Source organism: Sulfurivermis fontis (genome assembly GCF_004001245.1).
Taxonomy (GTDB): Bacteria; Pseudomonadota; Gammaproteobacteria; order Thiohalomonadales; family Thiohalomonadaceae; genus Sulfurivermis; species Sulfurivermis fontis.
This window is the reverse complement of sequence record NZ_AP018724.1, coordinates 2,186,492-2,204,360: the sequence shown is the minus strand read 5'-3', so window position 1 is coordinate 2,204,360 and position 17,869 is coordinate 2,186,492. Positions and strand designations below refer to the sequence as shown.

The window sequence follows — 17,869 nt, the reverse complement described above, 5'->3', positions numbered from 1 at the left end:
TCAACGGCAATGCATCTGCCTGAAGGAATCCAGGTGCGCCTGTCGCAGGCGGCAGCCTGGCTGGCGGCGGAACGTAGCGGCGCCGACGTGGAGTTCCACGGTGTGAGCACCGACACGCGCACCCTGATATCGGGCGCCCTGTTCATCGCGCTGCGCGGCCCGCGTTTTGATGGACACGATTATGTCGCCGAGGCGGCGGCACGCGGCGCTGTTGCCGTACTGGTTGAGCATGCGGTGGACAGCCCGTTGCCGCAACTCGTGGTACGCGACACGCGTCTGGCGCTGGGACGCCTCGCAGCAGCCTGGCGTTTGCACTGCAATACGCCGTTGGTGGCGATCACCGGGAGCAACGGCAAGACCACGGTGAAGGAAATGTGCCGCGCCATCTTCGCCCACACCGGCAAGGTGCTGGCCACCGAGGGTAATCTGAATAACGACATCGGTGTGCCGCTGACGCTGTTGCGGCTGACCCCGCAGCATCGTTATGCAGTGGTTGAGATGGGGGCCAATCATGCTGGCGAGATCGCCTATTTGAGCGATCTGGCACAACCGGATGCCGCGGTGATCACCAATGCCGGTCCGGCGCATCTGGAGGGGTTCGGCAGCGTCGAGGGCGTGGCACGGGCCAAGGGCGAGATCTACCGCGGTCTGCGGGAAAACGGCGTGGCGGTGATCAACGCCGACGATGCCTACGCCGATCTGTGGCGCAGCATGGCGGGCACTCACCGGCAACTGTGCTTCGGCATGGCACCGGAGGCCATCGTCACCGCGCGCTGGCAGGCGGAAGGTTGCGGCAGCCGGCTGTGGCTGCAAACACCGGCGGGCGAGGCGGAACTGCTGTTGCCGGTGCCGGGGCGCCACAACGTGATGAATGCACTGGCGGCCACTGCCCTGGCGCTGGCGCTGGAGGTCGATCTCGCTGCCATACGACGTGGCTTGGAGGGCATGCAGGGCGTGGCCGGGCGCCTGGCGCGGCGTACGGCATTCAACGGCGCCCAACTCATCGACGACAGCTACAACGCCAATCCCGCCTCCATGCGCGCGGCCATCGACGTGCTCGCCGCCTGTGCGGCGCCGCGCATTCTGGTGGTGGGTGACATGGGGGAACTGGGCGAAGGCGCCGCGCAACTGCACCGGGAGATCGGCGCCTATGCCCGCGCCGCAGGTATCGACGCGCTGTACGCCGTCGGACCGCTCAGCGCGGCGACGGCGGCAGGCTTTGGTGCCGGGGCGCGGCATTTCGATGAAAGTGCGGCGCTGGCGACAGCGCTGCATCAGGTACTGACAGCGGACATGACGGTACTGATCAAGGGCTCGCGCAGCGCCCGCATGGAGCGGGTGGTGGAAGCGTTACAAGAAGGGGGGCGTGGTTGATGCTGCTGTACCTGGCGGAATACCTGATGCGGTTCCATAGCGGCTTCAACGTGTTCCAGTACCTCACGTTGCGCGCCATTCTCGGCATACTCACCGCGCTGACGATATCCCTGTTGCTGGGACCGGCAATGATCCGCCGCCTCAGCCGGTATCAGATCGGCCAGCATGTGCGCAACGACGGCCCGCAGAGCCATCTGTCCAAGGCGGGAACGCCGACGATGGGCGGCGCGTTGATCCTGGTGGCCATTTTCGTCAGCACCCTGCTGTGGGCGGACCTGGGCAATCGCTACATCTGGGTGGTGCTGGCGGTGACGCTGCTGTTCGGCTTCGTCGGCTGGCTCGACGACTACATCAAGCTGGTGAAGAAGCAGTCGCAGGGACTGCGTGCAAAACACAAATATCTGCTGCAATCCATCTTCGGCTTCGGTGCCGCGATCTTCCTTTATTACACCGCCCAGGTGCCGGTGGAAACCCAGCTCATCGTGCCGTTCTTCAAAAACGTTGCGCTGCCGTTGGGGTTGGGCTTCATCCTGTTCACCTATCTGGTCATCGTCGGTGCCAGCAATGCGGTGAACCTCACCGACGGCCTCGACGGCCTCGCCATCCTGCCCACGGTGATGGTGGGTGGTGCCCTCGGTGTGTTCGCGTATGTCGCCGGCCATGTGCATTTCGCCACCTATCTCGGCGTTCCCTACGTCCCCGGCGCCGGCGAGGTGGTGGTGATCTGCGGTGCACTGGTGGGCGCCGGCCTCGGCTTCCTCTGGTTCAACACCTATCCGGCCCAGGTGTTCATGGGTGACATCGGCGCCCTGGCGCTGGGTGCGGCGCTCGGCACCATCGCCGTGGTGGTGCGCCAGGAGATCGTGCTGTTCATCATGGGTGGCGTATTCGTGATGGAGACTGTTTCGGTGATTCTGCAGGTGGCCTCGTTCAAACTCACCGGCCGGCGCATCTTCCGCATGGCACCGCTGCATCATCATTTTGAACTGAAGGGCTGGCCGGAGCCGCGCGTGATCGTGCGCTTCTGGATCATCACCGTCATCCTGGTACTGATTGGCCTGGCTTCACTGAAGATACGCTGATATGACACTGATCGTCGGACTGGGCAAGACCGGACTTTCCGTGGCGCGCTTCCTGGCGCGCCGCGGCGAGCGTTTTGCCGTGGCCGACAGCCGCGTCAATCCGCCGGGGCTGGAACAACTGCGTGCCGAGCGTCCTGCCGTGGAAGTGCATCTCGGTCCGTTCGATACGGCACTGTTCGCTGCGCAGCAGAAAATCATCGTCAGCCCCGGCGTGTCGTTGCAGGAGCCGGCGCTGTGCGCGGCCCGCTCCGCAGGCGCCGAAATCATCGGCGACGTCGAACTGTTCGCGCGCAGCGTAGACGCTCCGGTCATCGGCATCACCGGCTCCAACGGCAAGAGCACCGTGACCACGCTGGTGGGCGAGATGGCGCGGGCCTCGGGACTGGAGACGCGGGTGGGCGGTAATCTGGGCACACCGGCCTTGGAGTTGCTGCTGGAATCCGACGAGGCCGGGGCCCCGGATCTGTACGTGTTGGAGTTGTCCAGCTTTCAGCTGGAAACGGTGAGTTCCCTCGATTGCCGCGCCGCCACCGTGCTCAACGTCAGTGCCGATCACCTCGATCGTCACGGCGGCATGGACGAATATGCCGCGCTGAAGCAGCGCATATTCGCCGGCACCGGCGTGATGGTGCTCAATGCCGATGATGTGTGTGTGGCGGCCATGGCGCAGGCGGGACGCGAGGTGCGCTGGTTCACGCTCGAGGCGCCGCTGTCCGCGACCTCCTACGGCGTGCGCTGGATCGACGGGCGCACCTGCCTGTGCCGCGGCAACGAGGCCATCATCGCCGTCGACGAGCTGAAGATCGCCGGACGCCATAACTGGGCCAACGCATTGGCAGCGCTGGCGCTGGGCGATGCGGTGCAGTTGCCGGGCGCAGCGATGCTGCGTGCATTGCGTGAGTTCGCCGGCCTACCGCATCGCTGCCAGTGGATCGCCGAACACCAGGGCGTCAATTGGTACGACGACTCCAAGGGGACCAACGTGGGTTCCACCCTGGCGGCGCTGTCTGGCATGCCGGGCGACAAGGTAGTGCTCATCGCCGGCGGCGACGGCAAGGGCCAGGACTTCGCGCCGCTACGCGAGGCGGTGGCCACGCATGCGCGCGCCGTGGTGCTCATCGGCCGCGATGCGCCGCTCATCGAGCAGGCGCTGGACGGTGTGGTGCCGGTGGTGCACGCCGGGCACAGCATGGAGCGGGCGGTGAACGAATGCGCCCGTCTGGCGCAGCCGGGCGACAGCGTGCTGCTGTCGCCGGCCTGTGCCAGCTTCGATATGTTCGACAACTATGTGCACCGTGCAGAAGTGTTTGCCGCTGCTGTACGGGGATTGACGACATGAACGGCAGCAGCGTTCTCTGGCGCAATTACCGGCAACCGTCGTTGCCGCTGCGCAATCGTGTCACCGATATGGCACAGGGCGACATCTCCTTGTTGCTGGCGGTGATGGCATTGCTGGCGCTTGGTCTGCTGATGGTGGGGTCTGCCTCGATCTCCATCGCCGATCGTCAGGTTGGAACTCCGTTTTACTACCTGTTGCGGCAGGCCGCCTATGTTGGGGGCGGTGTGATGCTTGCCGCCATGATGATGCAGATCCCGCTGCAGGTGTGGCAGCGGCTTGGTCCGCTGTTGCTGCTGATCAGTTTGGTTCTTTTGCTGCTGGTGCTGGTTCCTGGAATTGGACGTAACGTGAATGGTGCCACGCGCTGGATTTCCCTCGGTATATTCAGCCTCCAGGTTTCCGAAGTGACCAAGCTGGCCCTGATTATTTACACCGCCGGTTATCTGGTCCGCCGCGGTGAAGAGGTGCGTACATCGGTGCGCGGTTTTCTCAAGCCACTTGGCGTGCTGGTGGTGTTTGCCGTATTGCTGCTGGCACAACCGGATTTCGGCGCCCTGGTGGTGCTCGGTGCGACACTGCTCGGCATGTTGTTCCTTGCCGGTGTGCGCCTGTGGCTGTTCGCCCTGCTGGTTGCCGTGGCTGCCGGTGCGCTGGCCCTGCTGGCCGTCACATCACCCTATCGCATGGAACGCCTCACCACCTTCATGAATCCCTGGGCCGATCCGTTCAACAGCGGTTTCCAGTTGACCCAGGCCCTCATCGCCTTCGGTCGGGGCGACTGGTTCGGTGTCGGTCTCGGTGGCAGCGTGCAGAAGCTGTTCTATCTGCCCGAGGCGCACACAGATTTCCTGTTCGCGGTGCTGGCCGAGGAACTGGGCCTGGTCGGCGCACTGGGTGTGATCCTGCTGTTCGTGTTCGTGGTGTGGCGTGCCTTTGTCATCGGCCGTGCCGCGGCGCAGGTGGGTGCCCATTTCGGTGCCTATCTCGCCTACGGTATCGCCATGCTCATCGGTATCCAGGCGTTCATTAATCTCGGCGTCAACATGGGCGTGCTGCCTACCAAAGGGTTGACCCTGCCGCTGATGAGTTATGGCGGTTCCAGCATGCTGATCACCTGCACTGCGATGGGTCTGTTGTTGCGGGTGGATCGGGAAAACCGGCGCGGAGGACGGAGCATATGAGTGCGCCGCGTATCCTGATCATGGCCGGTGGTACCGGCGGCCATGTATTTCCGGGCCTGGCCGTGGCGCAGGAACTGCGGCGCCGCGGCGCGCAGGTGAGCTGGCTCGGCACCCGTGCCGGCATCGAGGCGGAGCTGGTGCCGCAGGCGGGCATCGCTATCGACTACATCAGCATTGCTGGTCTGCGCGGTAAAGGGGCGCTGGGCTGGTTGTTGGCACCGTTACGCATCGTGCGGGCGCTGTGGCAGTCCTTTGCCGTACTGCGCCGCCGCGAGCCGCAGGCGGTGCTTGGCTTGGGTGGTTTTGCATCCGGTCCGGGTGGCCTTGCTGCTTGGCTGACTGGCCGTCCCTTGCTCATTCACGAACAAAATGCGGTGGCGGGGTTGACCAATCGCCTGTTGGGTCGAGTGGCCAAGGAGGTGATGCAGGCCTTCCCCGGCACCTTTGCCGAGGCGCCCTGGGTAAGTACCTGTGGCAATCCGGTGCGTGAGGAGATCGCTGCTCTTGCAGCGCCTGAACTGCGCTATGCCGCACATCAGGGGCCGCTGCGCCTGCTGGTGGTCGGCGGCAGTCTCGGGGCCATGGCGCTGAATGAAACCGTGCCGCGCGCATTGGCTCTGCTGCCGGTCGGGCAGCGCCCCCTGGTGCGCCATCAAACCGGGCGCAGTCATTTCGAACAGGTGCAACACCTCTATCAGGCCGCTGGTGTTGAGGGTGAGCTGTTGCCGTTTATCGACGATATGGCCGCGGCCTATGACTGGGCGGATGTGGTGCTGTGCCGGGCCGGTGCACTGACGGTCAGTGAACTGGCCGCCGCCGGTGTGGCCGCCGTGCTGGTGCCGTATCCCCATGCAGTGGATGACCATCAGACGCGCAACGCTGCCTTTCTGGTCGACGCCGCTGCGGCGCTGCTGCTGCCGCAGCACACTATGAATGCGGAGACGCTGGCGGCGCTGCTGCGGCGTTTCACCGCCGATCCGGACGCCGGGCGCACGGCGCTGCTCGCCATGGCACAGGCAGCGCGCGCGCTGGCGCAACCCGCAGCGACGGCGACCGTGGCCGAGGCCTGTCTCGCCGCCACGGCAACGAGGAATGCAGCATGACGATGAACAGCAACGGTGTGCGTCAGGATTCCAACCCCATGGGGCGTATCCGTCGCATCCATTTTGTCGGCATCGGTGGTGCCGGCATGAGCGGCATCGCCGAGGTGCTGCTCAATCTCGGCTATGAAGTGTCCGGCTCCGATCTGAAGGAAAATATGGTGACGCGCCGCCTGTCCGGTCTGGGGGCCAGGGTGTGCATCGGCCACGAGGCGGGACATGTGGCGGGCAGCGACGCGGTGGTGGTTTCCACCGCCGTGCCGGCTGACAACCCGGAGGTGCTGGCGGCACGTGAGCAGCGGATACCGGTGGTGCCGCGCGCCGAGATGCTGGCCGAGCTGATGCGCTTCCGCCACGGCATCGCCATCGCCGGCACCCATGGCAAGACTACCACCACCAGCCTGATCGCCAGCCTGCTGGCGGAGGGCGGGCTCGATCCCACCTTTGTCATCGGTGGCAAGCTGAACAGTGCCGGCACCCATGCCCGCCTCGGCGCCAGCCGCTATCTGGTGGCGGAGGCCGATGAGAGCGATGCCTCGTTCCTCTACCTGCAACCGATGACGGCAGTGGTGACTAATATCGATGCCGATCATATGGCCACCTACGGCGGCGATTTCTCGAAATTGCGCCAGACCTTTGTCGAATTTCTGCACCACCTGCCTTTCTACGGCTTGGCAGTGCTGTGCCTGGATGATCCGGTTGTGCGTGAGATTCTGCCTGAGGTGACGCGGCCGGTGCGTACCTATGGTTTGACGCCGGATGCCGATATTTATGCGGTCGATGTGCGGCAGGATGGGCTGCGTAATCACTTCCGTGTCATGCGCCGTGAAGGTGGCAGGTGGCTGGATGTGATGCTGGCCCTGCCCGGACGCCACAATGTATTGAATGCCTTGGCTGCCATTACGGTGGCCCATGAAGTGGGGGTCAGTGATGAAGCAATCTTGCGCGCCTTGGCTGCCTTCCAGGGGATCGGGCGTCGCTTCCAGCTGAATGGCGAGATCACCGTCGGCGATGGCACGGTCACCCTGGTCGACGATTACGGCCATCACCCGCGTGAGGTGGCGGCGACGATACAGGCGGCGCGTGCCAGCTGGCCGGAGCGGCGCCTGGTGGTGGTCTTCCAGCCACATCGCTACAGCCGTACGCGCGATTTGTTCGAGGATTTCGCCGAGGTGCTGTCCACTGCCGATGCCTTGCTGATGTTGGAGGTGTATCCCGCCGGTGAGAAACCGATCCCCGGTGCCGACAGCCGCACCCTGTGCCGCGCCATCCGTGCGCGCGGCCAGGTGGACCCGGTGTTCGTAGCCCATCCCGACGATCTGGCGGCGACCCTGCGCGGCGTGCTGCAGGCGGGCGATGTGCTGCTCACCCTGGGAGCCGGCGACATCGGCGCCGCTGCGGCTGCCCTGCCGCAGCAGTTGGCGGAGGGCAAGTCATGATGGCGGCGCGGCGCGATCAGGCGGTGCACGGCGTGCTGCTCGAGAACGAGCCGATGGCGCGTCATACCACCTGGCGCGTGGGCGGTCCGGCGGCGCGTTATTACCAGCCGGCGGGCATCGACGACCTGGCGCAGTTTCTGGCGCAGTTACCCGCCGACGAGCCGCTGTTCTGGGTCGGTCTGGGCAGCAACCTGCTGGTGCGCGACGGCGGTATCCGCGGCACGGTGATCGCCACCGCCGGCCTGCTCGGCGGGATCGCGCAGATCGGTGACATCACCGTGCGCGTCGAGGCCGGCGTGCCCTGCGCCAAGGTGGCGCGCTTCTGTGCGCGGCTCGGTCTGACCGGTGCCGAGTTCCTGGCCGGCATACCGGGCACGCTGGGCGGCGCATTGGCCATGAATGCCGGCGCCTTCGGCGGCGAGACCTGGAAGCTGGTGCATACGGTGGAGACGCTGAATCGCACTGGCCAGCGGCGCGAGCGCGCGGCGCAGGAGTATCACGTCGGTTACCGCGAGGTCCATGGCCCGGCAGGGGAGTGGTTCGTGGCGGCGACCCTGCAGTTGCAGCACGGCGACACCGAGGCGGCCAGTGCGCGCATCCGCGAACTTTTGGACAAGCGTGCGGCGACGCAGCCGACACAGCAGCCCAATGCCGGTTCGGTGTTCCGCAATCCGCCAGGCGATTACGCGGCACGGCTCATCGAGTCATGTGGACTCAAAGGACGCTGCATCGGCGGCGCCTGTGTGTCGGAAAAACACGCCAACTTCATCGTCAACACCGGTGCGGCCACGGCGGCCGATATCGAGGCACTGATCGACGAGGTGGCGGCAACGGTGCAGCGCCAGTGCGGAATCGGCCTGGTGCGCGAGGTGCATATCGTGGGGGAACGCAGTGGTGGCTGAAGTGCGTGATGCCAAGGCCTTCGGCAAGGTGGCGGTGCTGATGGGCGGCTGGTCCGCCGAGCGCGAGATTTCGCTCAAGAGCGGCAATGCCGTGCTGGCGGCCTTGCAGCGGCGCGGCGTCGACGCCCACGGCGTCGATGCCGGGCGCGACGTGGTGCAGGTGCTCGAGCGCGGCGGCTTTGCCCGCGCCTTCATCGCCTGGCATGGCCGCGGCGGCGAGGACGGCGAATTGCAGGGGGCCCTCGATTTGCTGCAGTTACCCTACACCGGCAGTGGTGTGCTGGCCTCCGCCCTCGGCATGGACAAGTGGCGTAGCAAGATGGTGTGGCAGGCCGCCGGCCTGCCGGTGCCCGAGTTCGAATTGCTCGACGCGCAGAGCGACTTTGCCGCGGTGGAGCGGCGCCTCGGTTTGCCGCTGTTCGTCAAACCGGCCAACGAAGGTTCCAGCATCGGTGTCAGCAAGGTGCGCAGCGCCGGCGGCACACGCGCCGCCTATGCGGCGGCGGCGCAGTACGACAGCCTGGTGCTGGCGGAACGGTTCGTGGGCGGCGGCGAGTACACCGTGGCGATACTCGGTGCGCGCGCGTTGCCCGCGGTACGCATCGTACCGGCGACGGAGTTCTACGACTACGAGGCCAAATATTTCCGTGACGATACGCGTTATCTCTGTCCCTGCGGACTGCCGGCGGAGCAGGAACAGCACATGCAGGCGTTGGCGCTGCGCGCCTTCGCCGTGCTCGGTTGCCGTGGTTGGGGGCGGGTGGACTTCCTGATGGACGCGGCGGGCAACCCCTTCGTGCTGGAGGTGAACACTGTACCCGGTATGACCGATCACAGCCTGGTGCCGATGGCGGCACGTGCTGCCGGTATCGAGTTTGATGAACTGGTATGGCGCATTCTGGCAGGCACTCTGGCATGAGCAGAAAGGTACAGGCGCGGCGCACGCGGCCGGAGGTGGCACGTTCACCGTGGCAGGGTGGGCTGTTGCTGGCGCTCAGCCTGTTGGGGCTGCTGGCTCTGGGGGGCGGTAGTGCGTGGTGGCTGGCTCGGCCGGAGAGTTTGCCTCTGCGTACGGTGCGAGTGCAGGGAGAGTTGCAGCATGTCTCTCCGCAGGAGGTGCAGGCGGCGGTCTTGCCCCATGCGCAAGCTGGTTTCCTGCACGTCGACATCGATGCCGTGCGTACCGCCCTGGAGCAGTTGCCTTGGGTACACAGCGTGCAGGTAAGGCGCCAATGGCCCGATATGTTGTTGGTGCAGTTGCGTGAGCAGCAGGTGTTGGCGCGTTGGGGTGATGATGGATTGGTTAATCCCGAAGGGAAGGTCTTTCACCCGGCAGAGACGGTCATCACGGAGTTGCCGGTGTTGCGCGGTCCGCACGGTACCTCGGTAATGGTCGCGGCACAGTTCATCGAATTGCAGCGTGTCCTATGGCCCCTGCAACTCAATATCGCCGAGGTGGTGATGGATGAGCGCCGGGCCTGGCGACTGCGGTTGGATAATGGCATGGAATTGATGTTGGGTCGAAATGAGCATCCGGCGCGGATGGAGCGATTTGTGCGGGCGTGGCCACGTATCCTGAGACCGCGCAGCACAACCATTGCACGCATTGATTTGCGCCATGCCAACGGTTTTGCCGTTTCGTTCCGGCAGTCGTAGGAGTTTTGGGAGGAACGCATGTCCAGAAAAGGTGAAAAGAATCTGATTGTCGCCCTCGACATCGGCACCTCCAAAGTGGTGGCCATCGTCGGCGAGATCACAGCAGCCAACGAAATCGACATCATCGGGATCGGCTCACACCCGTCGCGCGGTCTGAAAAAAGGCGTGGTGGTGAATATCGAGTCAACGGTGCAGTCGATTCAGCGTGCGGTGGAGGAAGCCGAATTGATGGCTGGCTGCCAGATTCACTCGGTGTATGCCGGTATTGCCGGTAGTCATATCCGCAGTCTCAACTCTCATGGCATTGTTGCCATCCGTGATAAAGAAGTGACGCAGGGTGACATGGAGCGAGTGATTGATGCTGCACGGGCGGTAGCGATACCTGCCGATCAGAAGATTCTGCATGTCTTGCCGCAGGAGTTTGTCATTGATGCCCAGGAGGGGATCCGCGAGCCTATCGGTATGTCCGGTGTACGTCTGGAGGCCAAGGTACATCTGGTGACTGGCGCGGTGAGTGCGGCCCAGAACATCGTCAAATGCGTGCGCCGCTGTGGTCTGGAGGTGGACGACATCATCCTGGAGCAGCTGGCCTCCAGTTATGCAGTGTTGTCAGATGACGAAAAGGAGCTGGGCGTATGCCTGGTGGATATTGGTGGAGGCACTACAGACATCGCTGTGTTTACCGAAGGGGCCATCCGCCATACTGCCGTGATCCCGATTGCCGGTGATCAGGTAACCAATGATATCGCCGTAGCGTTGCGTACGCCGACACAGCATGCCGAGGACATCAAAATCAAGTACGGCTGTGCCTTGGCGCAGCTGGCCAGCGCCGATGAGACCATTGAAGTACCCAGTGTGGGGGATCGTCCAGCACGGCGATTGGCCCGGCAGACCCTGGCTGATGTGGTGGAGCCGCGCTACGAGGAACTGTTCACTTTGGTCCAGGCTGAACTGCGCCGTAGTGGATTTGAAGATCTGTGTGCGGCAGGCGTCGTTCTGACCGGTGGTACCGCAAAGATGGAAGGTGTGGTGGATCTGGCAGAGGAGATTTTTCACATGCCGGTGCGGCTCGGTGTGCCGCAGGGCGTCAATGGCCTGGTGGATGTGGTGCGCAATCCCATCTATTCCACCGGCGTCGGTTTGTTGTTGTTTGGGTTGCATAACCGCGGTGGCGGTGTGGCGTCGGAGCTGCACGGTGCCGGCAGTTTGTCGAATGTGTTCCAGCGGATGAAGAGCTGGTTCCAGGGGAATTTTTAATTTCTGCTTTGCGGCAGGGCTCAACAGGGGAAGAGGAGGTACACCATGTTCGAACTGATGGATACTCAGGCACAGAATGCCATTATCAAGGTGGTGGGTGTCGGTGGTGGTGGCGGCAATGCCGTGGAACATATGCTGTCGCAGGAAATCGACGGCGTCGATTTCATCTGTGCCAACACCGATGCCCAGGCACTGAAGAAGTCCGGTGCCCGTACCGTGTTGCAGCTGGGTGGTGCGGTCACTAAAGGGCTGGGGGCCGGTGCCAATCCGGAAGTTGGGCGTCAGGCTGCCATCGAGGATCGCGACCGCATCGCCGAGGTGCTGGAAGGCGCCGATATGGTATTCATCACCGCGGGTATGGGCGGCGGAACCGGTACCGGTGGTGCCCCCATTGTGGCCCAGGTGGCCAAGGAGCTGGGTATCCTCACCGTTGCGGTAGTGACCAAGCCCTTTCCGTTCGAGGGCAAGAAGCGCATGAGCATCGCTGAGGACGGTATCAAGGAGCTGAAACAATACGTCGATTCCCTGATTACCATTCCCAACGAGAAACTGCTGTCGGTGCTGGGCAAGCAGGTCAGCCTGCTGGATGCCTTCAAGGCTGCCAACGATGTGCTGCTCGGTGCGGTGCAGGGAATTGCCGAACTGATTACCCGTCCGGGCCTGATTAATGTTGACTTTGCCGATGTCCGTACGGTTATGTCGGAAATGGGCATGGCCATGATGGGAAGCGGTGTGGCCTCCGGGGAAGAGCGGGCCCGTGTCGCTGCCCAGGCCGCCATTGCCAGTCCCCTGCTGGAGGACATCAACCTGTCCGGCGCCCGTGGCATACTGGTGAACGTCACCGCCGGTCTGGATATGTCGATCGGTGAGTTCGAGGAGGTGGGCAATACCATCAAGGAGTTCGCCTCGGAGAATGCGACCGTTGTGGTCGGTACCGTTATCGACCCCAATATGTCGGGGGAACTGCGTGTCACCGTGGTGGCCACCGGCCTTGGCAACGCGGCAACCGCCCCGGCAGAGCAGCCGGTGCGCCTGGTGGTCAACCGCGCCGCCAATGGTGAGGTAGACTATGGCGTCCTGGAGCGGCCGACCGTCCTGCGCAACCAGCCGCCCAGCCAGGAACGTTTCGGCAAGGAGAGCGATGGCAGTCTGGACTACCTCGATATCCCGGCTTTCCTGCGTCGCCAGGCTGACTGACCGCCGCCCCGGCGGGGGGCTGGGGTAGTGTGAACCCGTTCGCTAGGAATGGGCATTGCCCTATGGTATAGTTTTGCCCAGGTTGGCGGTATAACCGCTTGTCGGGGCAGGAGGTTTGGGCGGATTGAGAGCGAAATGATACGGCAGAGAACACTGAAAAACGTGATTCGCGCCACCGGCGTGGGTTTGCATACGGGCGAAAAGGTGTATCTCACGCTGCGTCCCGCCCCGGTGGATGCCGGTATCATTTTCCGGCGCGTGGATCTCAATCCCGCGATCGAGATCGAGGCCAAGGCCGAGAACGTCGGTGATACCACCATGTCCACCACCCTTACCAAGGGTGATGTGCGCATTTCCACCGTGGAACATATGCTGTCGGCACTCGCCGGTCTTGGCATCGACAATGCCTATATCGATCTGAGCGCACCGGAAGTGCCGATCATGGACGGTAGCGCCGGGCCGTTTGTTTTCCTCATTCAGTCTGCCGGCATCGTCGAGCAGGCGGCCCCCAAACGTTTCATCCGTATCAAGCGCACCGTCCGCATCGAGGATGGCGATCGCTGGGTACAGTTCGATCCGTTCGAGGGTTTCAAGGTTTCCATGGAGATTGACTTCGATCACCCGGCTTTCCGTGGTCGCAGTCAGCTTTCCTGCATTGATTTCTCCACCACCTCCTTTGTCAAGGAGGTAAGCCGTGCCCGTACCTTTGGCTTCATGAGCCAGCTGGAAATGTTGCGCAGCCGCAATCTGGCGCTGGGGGGCAGCCTGGATAATGCCATCGTGGTGGATGACTACCGTGTCCTGAACGAAGATGGGCTGCGCTATGACGACGAGTTCGTCAAACACAAGGTACTGGATGCCATTGGGGATCTGTACCTGCTGGGCTGCAGCCTGATTGGCGCATTCAGCGGCTACAAGTCGGGTCATGAACTGAACAACAAGTTGCTGCGCAAGCTGCTGGTGGAAGAGGATGCCTGGGAACAGGTTACCTTCGACGATCCTCAAGAGGCGCCGATTTCCTATATCCAGCCGGTAGTGGCCGTTTAGCCAGGGGGCGGCCGGTTTCCCCGGCGCGCCAGCCGTTTCAACGCGACGCGCAGGGCGGGGTGACGGATACCGTCAGCCGTCGCCTCCAGCAGTGAGGCACTGTCCATGGAAAGCGCAGCTGGTTGGACAGGGGGGGGGTCGGTTGTGCCAATGGCACAACCCGGACGTCGAGTTGCAGTAGGGGGGGAGCCCCGTGTTTTTGCGCAGGCAGCGTAACAACTGCGGCCCAAGATAGCGCAGGCGCGTTGCCCACGCGGTGGAGTCAACCTGTATGACCAGCCGCTCACTGTTCAGGTTGGCCACCTGAACGTGGTTTGCAGCCTCATGAGGAAGGCAGTGGCGCAGTCGGCTGGTGAGTGATTGCAGCAGCTGCACATGCTCAAGCAGGGGGGCGGTGGTGCCGACACCTAACAATAGCTGCACTGAACGTAGTCTGGCCATGCAGCAAGCATATAACATTTGAGCGTTGGCAACCCGGTTTTGGTATGGGGTTCAGGCGACTGGCTAGGGAACGATGAATATACTGTTTATCTCCAGACAACTTGGCTGCTCCAGTTGCGTCAGCCTCGGGTGGCGCAGTATGGTGACTGCGGCAGTGGCGGTTTTTCTGCTGATTCCTGCTGTGGCGCTGTATGGTGGTTACCGTATGGGGTTTGCCGACGCCGAGACTTCCGTGCTGGTGGCAGGCGGCTTGCAGGGGAACTGGAGAGTCAACGCCGTGCCATTGAGGAGGCCAAGCGTACGGCAGAAGAGAATCTTAATGCCTTGGCGCTGCGCATGGGACAGATGCAAGCCCATGTGATGCGACTGGATGCCATGGGGCAGCGCCTCACCCGCATGGCTGGTCTGGAAGACGGCGAGTTCAATTTTGACATTCCTCCTGCTTTGGGTGGTCCAGAGAGTGTTTCCGCCCAGCAGTCCTTGCAGGTACCTGACTTCATTGCTTTGTTGGATAACCTGTCGTTGCAACTGCAGAACCGCGACGATCAGCTCAGCGTGTTGGAAACGATGCTGCTCAATCGCAATCTTCAGGCAGAGGTACTTCCCGCCGGCCGACCAGTGCGCAGCGGCTGGATTTCATCGCCCTACGGCATCCGTACCGATCCGTTCAGCGGGCGTCTTGCGCACCATAACGGTATAGATTTTGCCGGCAAAGAGGGTGCCGAGGTTGTTGCCGTTGCTTCCGGCGTGGTTACGTGGGCAGGCTCCCGTTTCGGCTATGGCAACCTGGTCGAGATCAATCATGGTAAGGGTTACGTAACCCGTTATGGTCATAACAAGAGCATCTTGGTCAAGGTGGGCGATACTGTCAAAAAAGGCCAGACCCTGGCGACCATGGGGTCGACAGGGCGTTCTACCGGCCCCCACGTCCACTTTGAAGTGCTGCGCAATGGTCGTGCCGTTGACCCGGCACGGTACGTCCAGGCTGTACGCTAATCCTCTCCAACTCCCGGCAGCCGTGCTGTCGGGAGTTGATCCCTCGCCGCTGTCGTACCTCCATTCTTGACTGCATTTCCGCTGCCTTTGTGGTGAGAAATGCTGCCGATATGCGGTATCATCAAGCCCATTTCATTCACGATGACAAGCAAGCGGTCCCATGGTCAGCAGATTCCTCAGCAAGATATTCGGCAGCCGTAACGAGCGGCTTGTCAAGCGGATGCGCAAAACGGTCGAGCAAATAAATGCTCTGGAGGCCGAACTCGAGCGATTGTCCGACGAAGCATTGCGCGGCAAAACCGACGAATTCCGTGCCCGTCTGGCGCAGGGTGCAACGCTGGATGATCTGTTGCCCGAGGCCTTTGCGGTTGTCCGTGAGGCGGGTAAGCGTGTGTTGGGCATGCGTCACTATGACGTCCAGCTCATCGGCGGCATGGTACTTCATCAAGGCAAGATCGCCGAGATGCGTACCGGCGAAGGCAAGACATTGGTGGCGACCCTGGCGGCCTATCTCAATGCACTATCCGGCAAAGGAGTGCATGTGATTACCGTCAATGACTATCTTGCCAGCCGCGATGCGGCCTGGATGGGTAAACTGTACGGCTTTCTCGGCATGACTACCGGCGTGATCGTCGGCAACATGTCGCATGAAGAAAAGCGAGCCGCTTATGCTGCCGATATTACCTATGGCACCAATAACGAGTTTGGCTTTGACTATCTGCGCGACAACATGGCATTTAGCATTGCCGAAAAGGTGCAGCGCGAGTTGAATTTTGCTGTGGTCGACGAGGTAGACTCGATTCTGATTGACGAGGCTCGTACACCGCTGATTATCTCGGGGCCGGCAGAGGACAGCTCTGCACGCTATAAGCAGATCAATGCTCTTATCCCGAAACTGCGACGCCAGCAGGAGGAGGATGGAGCTGGCGATTACAGTGTCGACGAAAAGGCGCGCCAGGTTTATCTCACCGAGGAAGGGCATCAGCATGTTGAAGAGTTGATGCTTGCCAACGGCTTGTTGGCCGAGGGTGAGAGTCTTTACGATGCGGCCAATATAGGTCTGATGCATCACCTCAATGCGGCCCTGCGTGCCCATGCACTCTATCAACGTGACGTCGACTACATCGTAAAAGATGGCCAAATAATTATCGTTGATGAATTCACCGGCCGTACCATGCCGGGGCGGCGTTGGTCCGATGGCTTGCACCAGGCGGTTGAAGCCAAGGAGGGGGTGCAGATTCAGAACGAGAACCAGACGCTCGCCTCCATCACCTTCCAGAACTACTTTCGTCTATACAACAAGCTGTCCGGTATGACCGGTACGGCCGATACGGAAGCCTATGAGTTCCAGCAGATCTACGGTCTTGAGGTTGTGGTTATACCTACCCATCGGCCAATGATTCGTCAGGACTTTGGCGATCTCATTTTTCTCACCGCCGAGGAAAAATTTGCTGCCATCATTCAGGACATTCGCGAGCGCCATGCCGCGGGCCAACCAATCCTGGTCGGCACTACCTCCATTGAGGCCTCTGAGCTGTTGTCGCGGCAACTTAAAAAAGAGGGTATCAGACACGAGGTGCTGAATGCCAAGCAGCACGAGCGTGAAGCGGAAATCGTTGCGCAGGCCGGTCGTCCCGGTGCCGTGACAATTGCCACTAATATGGCAGGTCGTGGCACCGATATCGTGCTGGGTGGCAATCTGCAAAGCGAACTGGAGTCACTGCCCGATGATGCTGCACGGCAGCAGGCCCGTGCCGAGTGGCAGGCGCGTCATGATGCGGTTATCGCCTCTGGCGGGCTGCATATCATAGGTACTGAGCGTCACGAGTCCCGTCGTATCGATAATCAATTGCGTGGCCGCTCCGGGCGGCAGGGAGACCCGGGCTCAACCCGCTTCTATTTGTCCTTACAGGACAATTTGATGCGAATCTTCGCATCGGATCGTGTTGGTGCTCTGATGCAGCGACTTGGCATGAAGCAGGGAGAGGCCATCGAGCACCCCTGGGTAAGCAAGGCAATCGAGAATGCGCAACGCAAAGTAGAAGGTCATAACTTCGATATCCGCAAGCAGTTGCTGGAATATGACGATGTCGCCAATGACCAGCGTAAGGTAATCTACGAACAGCGCAATGAGCTGATGGCTGCAGACGATATTTCAGGCACAATCAGCATGATTCGCAGAGATGTATTGAACGAAACCATCAGCACTTATATTCCGCCACAGAGTCTGGATGAAATGTGGGATGTGCCAGGTTTGCAGGCCGCTCTTGCACATGAATTCGGTCTGACATTCGATATTGCCGGCTGGCTGGAGGCTGATGATTCGTTGCATGAAGAGACTCTGCGCCAGCGTATCATCGACGAAACGGAAGCACTTTATAAGGCCAAGGAAGAACAGGTCGGCGCCAGCGTATTGCGGCACTTCGAAAAGGCTGTGATGTTGCAGACGCTGGATAGCCACTGGAAAGAGCATTTGGCCGCAATGGATTATCTGCGCCAAGGCATTCATTTGCGTGGCTATGCGCAGAAAAATCCCAAGCAGGAATACAAGCGGGAAGCTTTCGTGCTATTCAATCAAATGCTGGAACGTATCAAGCACGAAGTTGTGGCCGTGCTATGCAAGGTGCAGGTGCGTGCCGAAGAGGATGTGGCAGCGGTCGAGCAGCTGCGTCGTACTCAGGTGCCGATGGAGTATCAGCATGCCGAGGTCTCTGCATTACAGGGGGAGGCGGATACCGCTATCGGTAATGAAGCAACAAAGACTTTTGTGCGTGACGGCCGCAAGGTGGGACGCAATGAACCTTGTCCCTGTGGTTCGGGAAAGAAGTACAAACAGTGTCACGGGCGTATGGAATAGG

General features: G+C 61.8%; 15 protein-coding genes. 14 read left to right on the top strand and 1 reads right to left on the bottom strand.

Annotated features, from left to right (window positions below; all coding sequences use genetic code 11):
- Positions 1–9 precede the first annotated feature (9 nt).
- The 12 genes from EP379_RS11155 (at position 10) to lpxC (ending at position 13,574) form a co-directional block, all read left to right on the top strand.
- Complete coding sequence (locus EP379_RS11155; RefSeq protein ID WP_127477879.1) at positions 10–1,374, top strand: UDP-N-acetylmuramoyl-tripeptide--D-alanyl-D-alanine ligase; 1,365 nt, start codon at positions 10–12, stop codon at positions 1,372–1,374.
- Complete coding sequence (gene mraY / locus EP379_RS11150; RefSeq protein WP_127477878.1) at positions 1,374–2,456, top strand: phospho-N-acetylmuramoyl-pentapeptide-transferase; 1,083 nt, start codon at positions 1,374–1,376, stop codon at positions 2,454–2,456. The genes EP379_RS11155 and mraY overlap by 1 nt, the downstream gene beginning before the upstream one ends.
- Position 2,457: 1 nt before the next feature.
- Positions 2,458–3,795: a UDP-N-acetylmuramoyl-L-alanine--D-glutamate ligase gene (gene murD, locus EP379_RS11145; protein ID WP_127477877.1), complete on the top strand. Its 1,338-nt coding sequence runs from the start codon at positions 2,458–2,460 to the stop codon at positions 3,793–3,795.
- A 68-nt stretch (positions 3,796–3,863) separates the two neighbouring features.
- Positions 3,864–4,976, top strand: a complete 1,113-nt coding sequence (gene ftsW, locus EP379_RS11140) for a putative lipid II flippase FtsW (protein ID WP_127478904.1) — start codon at positions 3,864–3,866, stop codon at positions 4,974–4,976.
- The gene (gene murG, locus EP379_RS11135) at positions 4,973–6,079 is read left to right on the top strand and encodes an undecaprenyldiphospho-muramoylpentapeptide beta-N-acetylglucosaminyltransferase (RefSeq protein WP_127477876.1); all 1,107 of its coding nucleotides are present in this window, start codon (positions 4,973–4,975) and stop codon (positions 6,077–6,079) included. Before ftsW ends, murG begins: the two co-directional genes overlap by 4 nt.
- The gene (murC, locus tag EP379_RS11130) at positions 6,076–7,515 is read left to right on the top strand and encodes a UDP-N-acetylmuramate--L-alanine ligase (protein ID WP_172600455.1); all 1,440 of its coding nucleotides are present in this window, start codon (positions 6,076–6,078) and stop codon (positions 7,513–7,515) included. Before murG ends, murC begins: the two co-directional genes overlap by 4 nt.
- Positions 7,512–8,417 carry a UDP-N-acetylmuramate dehydrogenase gene (gene murB / locus EP379_RS11125; RefSeq protein ID WP_127477875.1) on the top strand — a complete coding sequence of 302 codons (906 nt, stop codon included), beginning with the start codon at positions 7,512–7,514 and terminating at the stop codon, positions 8,415–8,417. Before murC ends, murB begins: the two co-directional genes overlap by 4 nt.
- 1 nt (position 8,418) lies before the next feature.
- Positions 8,419–9,336 carry a D-alanine--D-alanine ligase gene (locus EP379_RS11120; protein ID WP_127478902.1) on the top strand — a complete coding sequence of 306 codons (918 nt, stop codon included), beginning with the start codon at positions 8,419–8,421 and terminating at the stop codon, positions 9,334–9,336.
- Positions 9,333–10,073: a cell division protein FtsQ/DivIB gene (locus tag EP379_RS11115; protein ID WP_172600454.1), complete on the top strand. Its 741-nt coding sequence runs from the start codon at positions 9,333–9,335 to the stop codon at positions 10,071–10,073. The genes EP379_RS11120 and EP379_RS11115 overlap by 4 nt, the downstream gene beginning before the upstream one ends.
- Before the next feature lie 18 nt (positions 10,074–10,091).
- Entirely contained in the window at positions 10,092–11,330 is a 1,239-nt protein-coding gene (gene ftsA / locus EP379_RS11110; protein WP_127477873.1) for a cell division protein FtsA, read from the top strand.
- Positions 11,331–11,375: 45 nt separating this feature from the next.
- Positions 11,376–12,527: a cell division protein FtsZ gene (ftsZ, locus tag EP379_RS11105; protein WP_127477872.1), complete on the top strand. Its 1,152-nt coding sequence runs from the start codon at positions 11,376–11,378 to the stop codon at positions 12,525–12,527.
- A 135-nt stretch (positions 12,528–12,662) separates the two neighbouring features.
- The gene (gene lpxC / locus EP379_RS11100; protein WP_127477871.1) at positions 12,663–13,574 is read left to right on the top strand and encodes a UDP-3-O-acyl-N-acetylglucosamine deacetylase; all 912 of its coding nucleotides are present in this window, start codon (positions 12,663–12,665) and stop codon (positions 13,572–13,574) included.
- A 72-nt stretch (positions 13,575–13,646) separates the two neighbouring features.
- Here lpxC and EP379_RS17025 read toward each other — a convergent pair whose 3' ends face one another.
- Complete coding sequence (locus tag EP379_RS17025; RefSeq protein WP_172600453.1) at positions 13,647–14,015, bottom strand: DciA family protein; 369 nt, start codon at positions 14,013–14,015, stop codon at positions 13,647–13,649.
- A gap of 18 nt (positions 14,016–14,033) precedes the next feature.
- Between EP379_RS17025 and EP379_RS11090 the strand changes: the two genes are divergently transcribed.
- Positions 14,034–15,011, top strand: coding sequence for a M23 family metallopeptidase (locus tag EP379_RS11090; RefSeq protein ID WP_127477869.1), 978 nt, complete (start codon positions 14,034–14,036; stop codon positions 15,009–15,011).
- Positions 15,012–15,171: 160 nt separating this feature from the next.
- Positions 15,172–17,868: a preprotein translocase subunit SecA gene (secA, locus tag EP379_RS11085; RefSeq protein ID WP_127477868.1), complete on the top strand. Its 2,697-nt coding sequence runs from the start codon at positions 15,172–15,174 to the stop codon at positions 17,866–17,868.
- Position 17,869: the final 1 nt, after the last annotated feature.

Coding starts and splice junctions, on each gene's coding strand:
- EP379_RS11155 (WP_127477879.1), top strand. CDS start 10: ATGCATCTGCCTGAAGGAATCCAGGTGCGCCTGTCGCAGGCGGCAGCC.
- mraY (WP_127477878.1), top strand. CDS start 1,374: ATGCTGCTGTACCTGGCGGAATACCTGATGCGGTTCCATAGCGGCTTC.
- murD (WP_127477877.1), top strand. CDS start 2,458: ATGACACTGATCGTCGGACTGGGCAAGACCGGACTTTCCGTGGCGCGC.
- ftsW (WP_127478904.1), top strand. CDS start 3,864: ATGGCACAGGGCGACATCTCCTTGTTGCTGGCGGTGATGGCATTGCTG.
- murG (WP_127477876.1), top strand. CDS start 4,973: ATGAGTGCGCCGCGTATCCTGATCATGGCCGGTGGTACCGGCGGCCAT.
- murC (WP_172600455.1), top strand. CDS start 6,076: ATGACGATGAACAGCAACGGTGTGCGTCAGGATTCCAACCCCATGGGG.
- murB (WP_127477875.1), top strand. CDS start 7,512: ATGATGGCGGCGCGGCGCGATCAGGCGGTGCACGGCGTGCTGCTCGAG.
- EP379_RS11115 (WP_172600454.1), top strand. CDS start 9,333: ATGAGCAGAAAGGTACAGGCGCGGCGCACGCGGCCGGAGGTGGCACGT.
- ftsA (WP_127477873.1), top strand. CDS start 10,092: ATGTCCAGAAAAGGTGAAAAGAATCTGATTGTCGCCCTCGACATCGGC.
- ftsZ (WP_127477872.1), top strand. CDS start 11,376: ATGTTCGAACTGATGGATACTCAGGCACAGAATGCCATTATCAAGGTG.
- lpxC (WP_127477871.1), top strand. CDS start 12,663: ATGATACGGCAGAGAACACTGAAAAACGTGATTCGCGCCACCGGCGTG.
- EP379_RS17025 (WP_172600453.1), bottom strand. CDS start 14,015: ATGGCCAGACTACGTTCAGTGCAGCTATTGTTAGGTGTCGGCACCACC.
- secA (WP_127477868.1), top strand. CDS start 15,172: ATGGTCAGCAGATTCCTCAGCAAGATATTCGGCAGCCGTAACGAGCGG.